Source organism: Streptomyces yongxingensis (assembly GCF_055597465.1).
Genome location: NZ_CM145717.1, coordinates 5,273,429 through 5,285,784 on the forward strand (window position 1 = coordinate 5,273,429; position 12,356 = coordinate 5,285,784).

Below are 12,356 nucleotides of genomic sequence, written 5' to 3' on the forward strand. Positions count from 1 at the left end.
TCAGTCCGAGACGCAGCCGTCCCAGGGCTTGCTGAAGTCCATCTCCTCGCGGGGCTGGGTGAACGAGAACCAGTTGCCGGAGTCGTCGCGGAAGAGCGCCTCGGTGCCGTACGGGCGCTCCTGGGGCTCCTGGACGAACTCCACGCCCTTCGCCTTGAGCGCCTCGTAGTCGCGGTGGATGTCATCGGTGGTGATCACCCCGGGGCCGAGCACCCCCTTGGCGACCAGCGTCCTGAGGGCCTCGGCGGACTCCGGGTCGAGCCCCGGCGAGCTGGGCACCATCAGGGTCAGCTGGACATCCGGCTGGTCCTTGGCGCCGACCGTCAGCCAGCGCATACCGCCGCCCTCGCCGTCCCCGCCGATGCTCATGTCGGTGCGGACCTCGAAGCCCAGCTTCTCGGTGTAGAACTCCTTGGCCCGGTCCTGGTCGAGGACCCAGATGGTGACGATGGACATACCCTTGATCATTGCTGCCTCCGGAGGTATCGGGGTGGGCCGCGCGTCGTCGCGACAAGGCCACGCTAGGCAGCGGCGGATTCATTCCGCTTCTCCAGAATTGCTGTCCTTGGAGCCGGGGGCGCGGGCGTCGCGCCCGCCGTACCACAGCATCGCGTAACACCCCGGGATGACCGCCGCGGCCCGGTCGACGTGCAGGTCCCGATAGGCGCTGGGGGTGAGCCCGGTCTGCCTCTTGAAGCTCGTGGAGAAGGTGCCGAGGCTGCTGAAGCCGACGAGCGAGCAGATCTCGGTGACCGAGAGATTGGCCGAGCGCAGCAGCTCCTCGGCCCGCTCGATGCGGCGCCGGGTCAGATACTGGCCGGGCGTGGATCCGTAGGCGCCCTTGAAGGCGCGGATGAAGTGGTACCGCGAATAGCCGGCGTGCCCGGCGACCGCGTCCAGGTCGAGCGGCTCGGCCCAGTCGCGGTCCATCACGTCCTTCGCGAGGCGCAGTCGGCGCAGTTGCGCCAGCCGCGCCTCGTCCGGCGAGGTCACCATGGGGCCGATGCTGTCATGCCCCACTGACAGCGGCCCTTCCGAGAGGGCCCGTCGGTCAGACGGTCTCGGCGATCGGCGCCGCCTCGGCCGCGGCCGCGTCGCCGTCGGCCGACTTGGCGGCGGCCCCGCGCAGCGGGACCTCCTTGACGAACCAGGCGGCGACGGCGCCGACGATGCTGATCAGCGCGCCCCACAGGAACACCTGGTGGGCACCGCTGGCCACGGCGTGGGTGTACGCGTCGCGGATGGGCGGCGGCAGCAGCTTGAGGCTGGCCGGGTCGAGCTGGGCACTCCCGGAGGTGATGGCCGCGGCCTTCCCCCCGCCCCGCTCGGTCATGGTGTCCCGCACCTGGTTGGTGAACAGGGCGCCGAGGATGGCGACACCGAAGGAGCCGCCCAGGGTGCGGAAGAGGGTGGCGGAGGAGCTGCCGACGCCCATGTCCTTCATCTCGACGCTGTTCTGCGCCACCAGCATGGTCGTCTGCATCAGGCAGCCCATGCCCATGCCGAGCACCGCCATGTAGAGACCGGAGGTGAAGCGGGTGGTCTCGGTGTCCATCGTGGACAGCAGGAACATCCCGGCGGTGATCAGGAGGCCGCCGACCACGGGGAAGATCTTGTACTTGCCGGTCGCGGTGGTGACCCGGCCCGCGACCAGCGAGACGACCAGCATGCCCAGCAGCATCGGAAGCAGCAGCAGCCCGGAGTTGGTGGCCGTGGCGCCCTGGACGGTCTGCTGGTAGAGCGGCAGGAAGGTGGTCGAGCCGAACATCACGAAACCGGTGAGGAAGCCGATCGCGGTGACCAGCGAGAAGTTGGGGTTCCGGAAGATGTGCAGCGGCAGCACGGGCTCGGCGACCCGCGTCTCGACGTACAGGAACGCGGCGAGCGAGAGGACACCGACCGCCCCGAGCCCGATGATCTGGCCCGACCCCCAGGCGTACTCGTTGCCGCCCCAGGTGGTGATCAGCACGAGCGCGGTGATGCCCACGGTCAGCAGGGCCGCGCCGGTGTAGTCGATCCGTCCCTCGGAGCGCTTCTTCGGCAGGTGGAGCACCGCGGTGATCGCCGCGAGGGCGATGGCACCGAGCGGGAGGTTGATGTAGAAGATCCAGCGCCAGCCGAGGTGGTCGGTCAGGGTGCCGCCGACCAGCGGGCCACCGATCATGGCCACGGCCATCACACCGGCCATGATGCCCTGGTAGCGGCCGCGCTCCCGGGGCGGCACCAGGTCACCGATGATCGCCATCACGCCGACCATCAGACCGCCCGCGCCCAGGCCCTGGATGGCCCGGAAGCCGATCAGCTCACCCATGCTCTGCGCCATACCGGACAGCGCCGAGCCGCCGAGGAAGACCACGATGGAGGTGAGGAAGATGCCCTTACGGCCGTACATGTCGCCGAGCTTGCCCCAGATGGGGGTCGAGGCGGCGGTGGCCAGGGTGTACGCGGTCACCACCCAGGAGAGGTGGTCGAGGCCACCGAGCTCGCCGACGATGGTCGGCATCGCGGTGCCCACGATCATGTTGTCGAGCATCGCGAGCAGCATCGCGATCATCAGCGCGAATATCACCACACTGGTGCTGCGCTGCTTCGGCTCGGCCTTGGCCGGGGACTGCTGGGCCTCCCGGGCGGCCTGAGCCGGTGCCGAAGCGGATGACGCTTCGTCGTCGGATTGTTTACGGACCATGTTCTCCGTCTCCCCCTGGATGATGAGAGCCCTGACGCCCACTTACTTGCCGCCCGGCTAGTTCAGTACAGTAGAGAAGGTAAGGCGCCAACTAGCCGGGCGTCAAGTAAGTTACGTTCGGCCTGGCCAGGCAGCCAACCACCAGCACAGGAGAGCACCATGGGCAGCACACCGCGACGGGGCGACACCCGTCAGCGCATCCAGGACGTCGCCCTGGAACTCTTCGCCGAGCACGGCTACGAGAAGACCTCACTGCGCGAGATCGCCGAGCAGCTCGAGGTCACCAAGGCGGCCCTCTACTACCACTTCAAGACCAAGGAGGACATCGTCCTCAGCCTGTTCCAGGACCTGGGCCGGCCGCTGGACGAGCTGATCGCCTGGGGCGAGCAGCAGCCGCGCACCCTGGAGACCAAGCAGGAGCTGCTGCGCCGCTACAACGCGGCCCTGGACATCGGCGAGCCGCTGATGCGCTTCATGCAGGAGAACCAGGCGACGGTGCGCGAGCTGAGCATCGGCCAGATCTTCAAGAACCGGATGCTCGCGATGTCCGCCCTGATCCGGGACCCCGAGGCGCCCCTGGTCGACCAGGTCCGGAGCGTCACCGCGCTGTTCAGCATGCATGCGCGGATGTTCGCGCTGCAGACGGTCGAGGGCGACCCCGAGGACAAGCGGGAGGCTGTCCTGGAGGTCGCCCTCGATCTGCTGAAGCAGGCGCACGCGTCATCGACCCACGGATGACGCATGACGCGTCAGGTGTGAGCGTCAGATCTTGACGCCGTGGTCGCGGAGGAACCTGAGCGGCTCGACGGCGGAGCCGTAGTTCGGCGTCGTACGGATCTCGAAGTGCAGGTGGGGGCCGGTCGAGTTGCCGGTGCTGCCGGACAGGCCGATCTGCTGGCCGGTGCTCACGGACTGCCCGATCCGGACGTCGATCCGGGAGAGGTGGGCGTACTGCGAGTACGTCGCGTTGTCGTGCTTGATCACGATCGCGTTGCCGTACGCGGGGCCGTCACCGCCGCCGTTCGGGCCCGCCTTGACGACCACGCCGCCGTGCGCGGCGTGCACCGGGGTGCCGGTCGGCACGACGAAGTCCTGACCGCTGTGGTTGTGCGACCAGAGGTTGCCCGCCAGGCCGAACGCGGCGCCTATCGCGTACTTGTCGACCGGGGTCTCCCAGGCGTTCGCCTTCGCGGGGGCCTTCGGAGCGGGCGCCTTCGCGGCGGCCTGGCTGACGGACGGGGCAGAGGCGGCCGTGCCCGCCCCGACGGCGAACGCCGTGCCGGCGCCGAGCACGAGGGAGGCCCCCAGACCCATGGCGACCACGGCGGCGCGCCCCCTGGAAACGGACGAAAGCGAGAATCGGCGGTTTGTGGCGCGCGGGGCCATGGGAAGTACCTCCAGAAGCGTCTTCGGACGCCTCTTGTTATCCCGTTCTCGTTAATAGGCCAAGGTGTTCTTCTACTAAGTGAGTACGTAGCGAATTGCTTATAGGAGCCGTATCCCGCGCGGAATTCCCAGAAACTCCCATCACACCTCCGACCTGCGAGATCCCCTATTTTCCGTAGTAGACCCGGGACGGCCTGTGCGGGATGTCACCTTCGCAGGGACTTTCGGACGTCCGGTTCGGGACCAAGGGCCTGACCCCGCTGTACGCTGTCGGCGGCCCTCTGCGGCCGGGGGCACACGACTACCGGGGGGAATGGGACGTGGATCCCGCAACCATTGGCGCTCGCCTGGCGTCGAGCGTCGTCGCACCGCTCATCAAGAAGCTCTTCGTCAAGGAGGGACCGGGCGCCGGGCTGGTGAATCAGCCGGTCCGTATTTCCTCCCTCATCTCGTTCCGGGGCGAGAAGCGCACCCTGACCGAGAAGGACCTCACCAAGCTCGCCGCCGAACTGGTCGCGCAGGCCACCCGGCACGCCGGACCCGGCGAGCGGCCCTGCCCCGCCGACGAGGACGAGCTCGTCGCCCTGCACCTGGCGACCACCCTGTACGCGCTCGGCGACCTCGACATGGACGATGTCCAGGCGGTCCGGCTCGGCCACCGCGGACTGGCCCGTGCGCTGATCGACGCCACCCTCGCCAAGGGCAACAAGCTGTTCCTCAGCCAGGGCGGCACACTGCTCTACCAGCGTCTGCTGGACACCGCCTGCCTGCACATCCTGCACTTCTTCACCCAGCGCTCGACCTTCATCGCCCGCTCCCTCGTCGAGCAGAGCGGCCAGCTCGGCGATCTCATCACCAAGATCGACATCCTGATCGAGCGCATCCCGTCGCAATCCGCGCAGGACGCGGGGTTCGAGCGGCGGTACGCGGAGTACATGATCGGCAAGCACTCCACGCTGACGATCGTCGGGATCGACCTCAGCCACGCGGAGGCCACGTGGCCGCTGGACGCGGCGTATCTCAGCCTGGAGGCGGTCTCCTCCGGCGAGGAGTGCCCGCTGGGCGACGCGTTCGGCGAGGCACCCGCCGCCCCGCAGCACGCCGCACTCCCCGCCGTGCTCCCCGCCGACCGGGCGCTCTCCGGCCATCGGCGGGTGCTGCTGCGCGGAATCGCGGGCTCCGGCAAGACCACGCTCGTGCAGTGGCTCGCCGTCTGCACCGCGCGGCAGGAATCGCCGCCCGGGCTGGAGCAGCTGATCGGCCGTGTCCCCTTCGTCCTCCCCCTGCGCACGATCGCCCGCCAGGCGTCGCTGCCCTCCCCCACCTCGTTCCTGGCCTCGGTCCACAACCCCCTGGACGGCGCCCAGCCGCCCGGCTGGGCCGACCGCGTCATGACGGCCGGCCGCGGGCTGCTGCTGATCGACGGCATCGACGAGATCCCCGAGCGCGACCGCGAGCGCACCCGCGCCTGGCTCGCCGACCTCCTCATCGCCTACCCGGACAATCTGTGGCTGGTCACCTCCCGCCCCTCGGCCGTGGCCGACGACTGGCTGGGGGCGCAGGACTTCGCCGAGTTCACGCTCTCCCCGATGAGCCGCGAGGACATGGCGGCGTTCATCGACCGCTGGCACGAGGCGGCGCGCCGGACCTGCGTCACGGAGGAGGAGCGGACGGCGCTGAACGCGTACCAGTCGGCCCTCCACGTCGCCGTCCGCACCAAGCAGGACCTGAGCCGGCTCGCCACCAACCCCCTGATGTGCGGGCTGATCTGCGCCCTGCACCGCGCCCGCCGCGGCTATCTGCCGCCGGGCCGCAAGGCGCTGTACGACGCGGCGCTGTCGATGCTGCTGACGCGGCGCGACACCGAGCGCCACGTCTACGCCCCCGGCGACGTCCAGCTGGACGAGGAGCCGCAGATCCAGCTCCTCCAGCGGCTCGCCTACTACCTGATCCGCAACGGCCAGGCCGAGCTGGACCGCGACCGCGCGGAGCACCTCATCGAGGAGGCCCTTCCCTCCGTCCCCGCCGCCCGCGCGCTGGGCGACGCGCCCGCCATCCTGCGCCATCTGCTGCTGCGCAGCGGCCTCTTGCGCGAGCCGTCCATGAACACGGTGGACTTCGTCCACCGCACCTTCCAGGACTACCTGGGCGCGAAGGCGGCGGTGGAGGCATGGGACATCGGCCTGCTGGTCCGCCATGCGCATGACGCCCAGTGGGAGGACGTCTTCCGCATGGCGGTGGCGCACGGGCGGCCGCGCGAGCGGGCGGAACTGCTGAGCACATTGCTGAAGGAGTCGGAGCGATGGGACCCACAGACATCGCTCCGCCAGAACCTGCTGGCCATGGCCTGTCTGGAGCACGCACCCGATCTGGACCCGGCGATACGGGACGAGGTGACGCGGAACGCGATGGAGTTCGTCCCGCCCTTGGACATCGCGCGGGCGCGGGAGCTGGCCAGGGTGGGCCCGCTGGTGCTGGAGCTTCTTCCGGGGCCGGAGGGGCTGACGGACGAGGTGGCGGAGTGCTGCGTGGTGACGGCCTCACGCATACCCGTGGACGCGGCGATCCCCTATCTGGCGAGGTTTGCCGACCACCCGGCGGTCGGGGTGCGCGCGCAACTGGCGTCGAGCTGGGGGCGGTACGACACCGAGCGGTACTTCCATGAGGTGATCCTCCGCCTGGACCGGGGCGACCTGTATTTCGTGGCCGAGTCCATGGAGCATCTGCGGCTGCTCCTGGACACGGGTCCGCGTCCGTGGCTGATCCTGCGCGGGGACTTCACGGAGGACGAGATCAGGAACAACCTCAAGGGCGAGGAGGTGACCCGGCTGCGGCTGAACGGCAACGAGATGGTCACCGACCTCGGCGCCGCGCTCGGCCATCTGGTGAACCTCGAGACGCTCTATCTGACCGGCTGCTTCGCGGCCCCCGACCTCTCCCCCCTGTCCGAACTCTCCCTCCGCACCCTGGTCTTCGAGCCGCCCGGCGGGTGGGGCAAGGCTGTCCTCCCCAAGGGCCTGGAGGAGCTGACGTCCCTGGAGCGGCTGAAGATCACGATCGGAAAGTCAGGTATCCACCCCCGCAGTTTCCCACCCGGCATCACCTGGCTGGATCTGCATGTCGAGGATGAGGGGCTGGGCACCGCCTGGATGCCCTCGGCGTTCCCCCGGCTTCGTCATCTGAACATCGCGTTTCCCCACGGCGCCGAGCGACCCATCAACCTGTCCCCGCTCGCCGCACTCCCCGACCTGGAGACGGTCACGATCAACGCGGAGATCAGCGGTGCCGCATCGCTGCCCGGCGTCACGGTGACGGCGCCCATCTAGGGCCCTGAAACGCTGCGAGCCCACCCCGCGGGTGCGGGGTGGGCTCGTCCCTTGAGCGCTGGGCAGGTCTTGCACCTGCATCTCCCCGCAGGAAGCGGGGCGTCTTTCCTTGGACCACCAACGCGCGACCGGCTGCCCGGAGTTCGGGCGGCTACGGCAAGATCAACTGTAGCGCATCCCTCCTGAGACGTCGAGACGTGCCCGCATGTATTGAAACGGCCCATCCAAAACAGCTAGTCTGACGCCATGGCCCGACCGAGGATGTTCGATGAGGAACGGGCCCTGGACGCGGCGATGCACACGTTCTGGGAGAAGGGCTACGAGGCCACTTCCACCCAGGACCTGTGCGAAGCCACGGGCCTGGGGCGCAGCAGCATCTACAACGCGTTCAAGAGCAAGCACGACCTGTTCCAGCGTGCGCTGGCCCACTACATCGACACCATGACCACCGCCCAGCTGGCGGTTCTGGAGGACACGCGGCACAGCGCCGCCGATCGCATCCGCGCCCTGTTCGCCATGGTCATCGACGGCGAGACCGAGCACCGGGCCGGCGGCCGCAGCCTTGGCTGTCTGACCGTGAACACCACGGTGGAACTGGCCGCACGCGACAGTCAGGCGGCGGGAATGCTGGAGCGCGACACAGCCCGCAGACTCACGGTGTTGCGCGCGGTGATCGAGGAGGGCCGCCGGGACGGCAGCATCACCTCCCGGCGGGACGCCGGGGCGCTGGCCCGCTTCATCAACGCGGCGATCGGCGGCATGCGCATCTCGAGCCAGGGCGGCGCCGACCGGACCGCGCTGGAGTCGATCGCCGAAGTCAGCCTCGACGCGCTGACGCACTGACCCGTTGCCCCCCTGACGCACTGGCCCGCCGGCCCGCTGGCCCGCTGGCCCATGCTCCGCCCTGGTCGGCGCCGACCCGTACCCGCGTTTTGAACTAAGCAATACATAACTCTGACGTCAACTCTTTCTTGAGGAGACCAAACCGTGCCCCGTGCCGTATACGTCCTGGCACTCGGCATCTTTGCCATGGTGACCAGCGAGTTCGTGGTCGCCGGACTGATGCCTCAGATGGCCGACGGGCTGAACGCCACCGTCCCGCAGATCGGTTACCTCATCACCGCCTTCGCGGTGGCCATGGCGGTAGGCGGACCGTTCCTCACCGTGGCGCTCATGAAACTCCCGCCGCGTACGGCACTGATGGTGCTGTTCGTCATCTTCCTGGCGGGCAACGTCCTGGCGGCCACCGCGACCGGCTACTCCACGATGATGGCGGCGCGGATCATCACCGGGATCGCCTCCCAAGCCTTCTTCGGCGTGGGCATCTCGATGTGCGCCCAGATCACCCGCCCCGAGGTCCGCGGCCGCGCGATCGCCGTCGCGATGAACGGCCTCATGCTCGGCACCCTGCTCGGACTGCCCCTCTCCACCCTGGTCGGCGAGCGGTTCGGCTGGCGCGCGGCGTTCTGGACCATCACCGCCATCACCGTGATCGCCGCCGTGACGACCCTGTTCGGCGTACCCCGCATCGAGCGCGCCGAGGGCGGCGGCGGCTTCCGGCAGGAGATCGGCGTCTTCAAGAAGCCCAAGCTGTGGCTGGCGCTGTCCACCAGCACGCTCATCATCGGCGCCACCTTCTCCGCCTTCAGCTACTTCAACCCCATCCTCACCGACCTCACCGGCTTCTCCACCGGCACCGTCCCCGTCCTGCTGATCGCCTACGGCGCCGCCACCGTCGTCGGCAACACCATCGTCGGCCGCTTCGCCGACCGCCACACCGTCCCGGTCCTCGCCGTCGGCCTCGTCCTCAACACCGTGTTCCTGACCGGCTTCGCCCTGCTCGCCGACCTGCCCGCACCGGCCGTCATCTGCATGGTGGGCATCGGCCTGGTCGGCGTCACCATGAACCCGGCCATGGCGACCCGCGTCCAGCGCACCGGCAACGCCGGTCCACTGGTCAACACCGTCCACTCCTCCTTCATCACGCTCGGCATCATCCTCGGCTCCTCCATCGGCGCCGTCGTGATCGACACCTGGGGCCTGCGCGCCCCCCTCTGGCTCGGCGCGATCACGGCCCTGACCGGCCTGGCCACCGTCCTGCCCGACCTCGCCCGCCGTTCCACCCCCACGACGGGCCTCGCTTCCCCTTGCCCTGCCGAGCAGACAGAAGCGACGCTCTAGCCTCTCCGTTCTGACCGGGCGCGCTCGGCCTTCAGCAGGCGCTGGTAGTCCGTGAGCACGCGCAGCAGCGCGAAGCCGGTGCCGAGGGGGACGGTGCCGAGTTCCAGTTGGGGTTGGCGGGGGTCGCTGAGGTCGGCCCGTACGTCGGGGAGCCGTACGCCGTGGGCGGCGAACTCGTCTCGGAGGATCGCGGCGACCCGCTCGGCGGGGGTGGGGTTCATGCGGGGCTTTTCGTGTGCGTGGGCGGGACGTTGAACTCGAACCAGACTGCTTTGCCGGTGCCTTCGGCCGGTTCGTCGATGGTCATGCCGCAGACGTCGGAGAGGGCCGTGACCAGGAAGAGGCCGCGCCCGTTGGTCTCATCGTTCGCGGCGCGGCGGGGCGAGGGGAGTTCGGGGCTGTCGTCGTGGACGGTCACCCGGACGCGGTCGTGCTGAACGGTTGCGGCCATCCGTACGTCGCCCTTGCCGTGCCGGTGGGCGTTGGTCACTAACTCCGATGTGCAGAGGGCTGCCGCGTCGGCGAGTTGGGACAGTCCTGAGGCCGCGAAGATCCCGCGCACGAAGTCGCGGCACAGGCGGGGCGAGGTGGGGAGGGCGGGGGCGGAGAGGGTGTAGCGGTGCGGGTGTTCCGGGTGTGCGTGTGCTCCCATGCGACGCCTCCGTGGCGCTCGTAGCTCAATACCCTGTGTGAGCAAGGCAACACCCAAGGTATGGCAGAGCTCAGCAATATTGCAACCAGTACGGGAAGATGATTGAACTGCCCCACCCGTGCGGGGCACACTGACACCGATTCCCCTGGAGGACCGGCCGTGGCGCTGCGAACGCTCATCACCGAACGGCAACGCCGACTTGGCGCAGAGCTCAAGAAGTTACGGCTTCAGGCAGGGTTGTCGATCGCCGACGGCGGCAAGCGGATCGGCATGGGCGCGCCACACCTGAGCCACATCGAGGCTGGGCGGACTGCGATCCCAGCGGATCGCCTGCGGGAGCTCGTTGACGCTTATGGGTGCAAGAATGAACCGTACGTTGACGCGCTGGTGAGTTTGGCCGACAGCAGCGGCAAAGGTTGGTGGAGCGACTACAAGAGCCGTCTCGTGCCCTCAGCGCTGGACCTGGCCGAGTTCGAGTCGCACGCCAATGAGCTCCACTCGTACGAGTCGCTGTTCATCCCGGGGCTGTTCCAGACCGAGGACTACACGGCCTCGATCTTCCGAGCGGACGACGAGGCCAACACGCCGGATCACGTCGACACGGCGGTTGGCTTCCGCATGCGGCGGCAGGCGGTCCTCCACGAGGAGAGTCCGCCGGAGATCCATGCGGTGATCCATGAGGCAGCGCTGCACATGCGGTTCGGCGGGGCCAAGGTGATGCGGAAGCAACTACTACGCCTCATCGAGCTAGCTGGCCTGCCGCATGTGAGCATCCAGATCCTGCCCTTCGCCGCTGAGGGGGTCTCGACTCTGAGCACGCCGTTCTTCATGCTCACTTCGCACGGCCGAGCGCTTGAGACGGTACTGCTGGAAAGCCCTGGCCAGTCATCGTTCCTGCACGACGAGCTCTCGATCACGAAGTATCGGCGACAGTTCCAACGCCTGAGCACAGCGGCGCTGCCGCCCGTCGATGTGACGGTCGCTCCGTTCGCTCACGACTCGCGGGACTCGCTCGGCCTGATCCAGCACCTCCTCTACACGCTCTAGGAAGGGCGGCCATGTCCCAGCTCAACTGGCGCAAGTCCACGTTCAGCGAGAACCAGGCCAACTGCGTGGAACTCGCCGCCGCAGGCAATGGCATCCGTATACGCGAGAGCGACGAGCCGGACGCGGTGATCCGTACGACGCCCGCCGCGCTCGGCGTGTTCATACGTGCCGTAAAGACTGGCGGCCTCGACCGCACCCTCTGAGCGCAGGCCGGATGTCAGGCGCGGGCATCGTCTCGCGCGCTTCGCGCGATTGAGCAGCGGCGGGCGGGGGCCGGGGCGCACGGCGCGTTGCCGGCTGCCGGGCCGGTGGGCGGCCCCTCCGGGTACCCCTTCCGAAAACACTTGATCTGAAGCAACTACCTTGTCAAGGGTTTTCGGGAGAGGTACCCCCTGCGGCGTCGAATGCGACGGTGGACCGTCCAGGCGCGGCTGATGGTGGATGCGGAGTCCGGCGGTCCGGCGACGGGCCTCGCCCCCGCACACGGATGCCGCCACCGGCGGTCGCTCCCACCGGCCCGGCGGTCGGCCCGACGCCCCCGTCCCCTGCCCCGCTGCTCAATCGCGCGAAGCGCGCGAAACGGCGCCGCACCCGGCCAACGCGCCGCACCCAACCCATGCGCCGCACCCGGCCAACGCGCCGCACCCAACCCATGCGCCGCACCCGGCCAACGCGCCGCACCCAACCGATGCGGCACCCCCGGCGGAGGCGGCCCGTCGGGCGAGCGGGACGGCCCCGGCCGACGGGACGGCGCTCCGGCTACGCGGCGGGCAGGGGCCAGGCCGCCGAGGGATCGCCGAGCCATACCCGGTGGTGGCCGTCGGCCGTGACCGTCAGGCCGAAGTCGAAGAGCGCAGGCCGCCCGGCGCCCTCCCACCAGGCGAGGGCTTCGGCGGTCTCGTCGGCCAGGTCTCGCGGCCCCACTGGTGCACCGCGCCGTCCGTCGCGTACGCCCACGAGTCGCGGCTGCACCACCAGTGCCCGCCGTCCTGCGGCCAGTGCGCCACGTCCGCAAGCGTCAGCCCCACCGCGAACTCGGCGTGCGGGTCGGCGAGCGCCGCGACGTCCAGGTCGGCCT

Annotated in this window: 13 protein-coding genes; 6 read left to right on the forward strand and 7 right to left on the reverse strand. The window is 69.2% G+C overall.

The annotated features are described in order from the left end of the window. From ACZ6TD_RS22485 to ACZ6TD_RS22495, 3 genes are all read right to left on the reverse strand, one after another. Nucleotides 1–468 carry a VOC family protein gene (locus ACZ6TD_RS22485; protein ID WP_471356744.1) on the reverse strand — a complete coding sequence of 156 codons (468 nt, stop codon included), beginning with the start codon at nt 466–468 and terminating at the stop codon, nt 1–3. Nucleotides 469–537: 69 nt separating this feature from the next. After that, nucleotides 538–996 (reverse strand): helix-turn-helix transcriptional regulator, encoded by a 459-nt coding sequence (locus ACZ6TD_RS22490; protein WP_471356747.1) that lies wholly within the window; start codon nt 994–996, stop codon nt 538–540. Nucleotides 997–1,051: 55 nt separating this feature from the next. Beyond that, on the reverse strand, nt 1,052–2,686 hold the full coding sequence (locus ACZ6TD_RS22495) for an MDR family MFS transporter (protein WP_471356750.1): 1,635 nt from the start codon (nt 2,684–2,686) through the stop codon (nt 1,052–1,054). Nucleotides 2,687–2,845: 159 nt separating this feature from the next. Here ACZ6TD_RS22495 and ACZ6TD_RS22500 point away from each other — a divergent pair, with 159 nt between their 5' ends. Further along, complete coding sequence (locus ACZ6TD_RS22500; RefSeq protein ID WP_471356752.1) at nt 2,846–3,424, forward strand: TetR/AcrR family transcriptional regulator; 579 nt, start codon at nt 2,846–2,848, stop codon at nt 3,422–3,424. A gap of 24 nt (nt 3,425–3,448) precedes the next feature. Here ACZ6TD_RS22500 and ACZ6TD_RS22505 read toward each other — a convergent pair whose 3' ends face one another. After that, nucleotides 3,449–4,072 (reverse strand): M23 family metallopeptidase, encoded by a 624-nt coding sequence (locus ACZ6TD_RS22505; protein ID WP_471356754.1) that lies wholly within the window; start codon nt 4,070–4,072, stop codon nt 3,449–3,451. A 320-nt stretch (nt 4,073–4,392) separates the two neighbouring features. On the opposite strand from ACZ6TD_RS22505, the gene ACZ6TD_RS22510 reads away from it, so the two are divergent. The 3 genes from ACZ6TD_RS22510 to ACZ6TD_RS22520 all read left to right on the forward strand — a co-directional run bounded on the left by ACZ6TD_RS22510 (nt 4,393) and on the right by ACZ6TD_RS22520 (nt 9,579). Then, nucleotides 4,393–7,398, forward strand: a complete 3,006-nt coding sequence (locus tag ACZ6TD_RS22510) for an NACHT domain-containing protein (RefSeq protein ID WP_471356757.1) — start codon at nt 4,393–4,395, stop codon at nt 7,396–7,398. 246 nt (nt 7,399–7,644) lie between these two features. Beyond that, complete coding sequence (locus tag ACZ6TD_RS22515) at nt 7,645–8,241, forward strand: TetR/AcrR family transcriptional regulator (protein WP_471356759.1); 597 nt, start codon at nt 7,645–7,647, stop codon at nt 8,239–8,241. 144 nt (nt 8,242–8,385) lie between these two features. Beyond that, entirely contained in the window at nt 8,386–9,579 is a 1,194-nt protein-coding gene (locus tag ACZ6TD_RS22520; RefSeq protein WP_471356763.1) for an MFS transporter, read from the forward strand. Here the strand turns inward: ACZ6TD_RS22520 and ACZ6TD_RS22525 are convergent. Both ACZ6TD_RS22525 and ACZ6TD_RS22530 read right to left on the reverse strand, forming a co-directional pair. Further along, nucleotides 9,576–9,800, reverse strand: a complete 225-nt coding sequence (locus tag ACZ6TD_RS22525; protein WP_210945876.1) for a hypothetical protein — start codon at nt 9,798–9,800, stop codon at nt 9,576–9,578. The two genes, ACZ6TD_RS22520 and ACZ6TD_RS22525, sit on opposite strands and share 4 nt — an antisense overlap. Continuing rightward, the gene (locus tag ACZ6TD_RS22530; protein WP_471356766.1) at nt 9,797–10,231 is read right to left on the reverse strand and encodes an ATP-binding protein; all 435 of its coding nucleotides are present in this window, start codon (nt 10,229–10,231) and stop codon (nt 9,797–9,799) included. The genes ACZ6TD_RS22525 and ACZ6TD_RS22530 overlap by 4 nt, the downstream gene beginning before the upstream one ends. A gap of 159 nt (nt 10,232–10,390) precedes the next feature. Between ACZ6TD_RS22530 and ACZ6TD_RS22535 the strand changes: the two genes are divergently transcribed. Both ACZ6TD_RS22535 and ACZ6TD_RS22540 read left to right on the forward strand, forming a co-directional pair. After that, nucleotides 10,391–11,278 (forward strand): helix-turn-helix domain-containing protein, encoded by an 888-nt coding sequence (locus ACZ6TD_RS22535; protein WP_471356768.1) that lies wholly within the window; start codon nt 10,391–10,393, stop codon nt 11,276–11,278. An 11-nt stretch (nt 11,279–11,289) separates the two neighbouring features. Next, nucleotides 11,290–11,481 (forward strand): DUF397 domain-containing protein, encoded by a 192-nt coding sequence (locus ACZ6TD_RS22540; protein ID WP_471356771.1) that lies wholly within the window; start codon nt 11,290–11,292, stop codon nt 11,479–11,481. A 556-nt stretch (nt 11,482–12,037) separates the two neighbouring features. Here ACZ6TD_RS22540 and ACZ6TD_RS22545 read toward each other — a convergent pair. Further along, entirely contained in the window at nt 12,038–12,202 is a 165-nt protein-coding gene (locus ACZ6TD_RS22545; RefSeq protein WP_471356773.1) for a hypothetical protein, read from the reverse strand. Between the last annotated feature and the right edge of the window lie 154 nt (nt 12,203–12,356).

Excerpts from the sequence above, each read along its gene's own strand:
- ACZ6TD_RS22485 (WP_471356744.1), bottom strand. The coding sequence starts at position 468 with ATGATCAAGGGTATGTCCATCGTCACCATCTGGGTCCTCGACCAGGAC.
- ACZ6TD_RS22490 (WP_471356747.1), bottom strand. The coding sequence starts at position 996 with ATGGTGACCTCGCCGGACGAGGCGCGGCTGGCGCAACTGCGCCGACTG.
- ACZ6TD_RS22495 (WP_471356750.1), bottom strand. The coding sequence starts at position 2,686 with ATGGTCCGTAAACAATCCGACGACGAAGCGTCATCCGCTTCGGCACCG.
- ACZ6TD_RS22500 (WP_471356752.1), top strand. The coding sequence starts at position 2,846 with ATGGGCAGCACACCGCGACGGGGCGACACCCGTCAGCGCATCCAGGAC.
- ACZ6TD_RS22505 (WP_471356754.1), bottom strand. The coding sequence starts at position 4,072 with ATGGCCCCGCGCGCCACAAACCGCCGATTCTCGCTTTCGTCCGTTTCC.
- ACZ6TD_RS22515 (WP_471356759.1), top strand. The coding sequence starts at position 7,645 with ATGGCCCGACCGAGGATGTTCGATGAGGAACGGGCCCTGGACGCGGCG.
- ACZ6TD_RS22525 (WP_210945876.1), bottom strand. The coding sequence starts at position 9,800 with ATGAACCCCACCCCCGCCGAGCGGGTCGCCGCGATCCTCCGAGACGAG.
- ACZ6TD_RS22530 (WP_471356766.1), bottom strand. The coding sequence starts at position 10,231 with ATGGGAGCACACGCACACCCGGAACACCCGCACCGCTACACCCTCTCC.
- ACZ6TD_RS22540 (WP_471356771.1), top strand. The coding sequence starts at position 11,290 with ATGTCCCAGCTCAACTGGCGCAAGTCCACGTTCAGCGAGAACCAGGCC.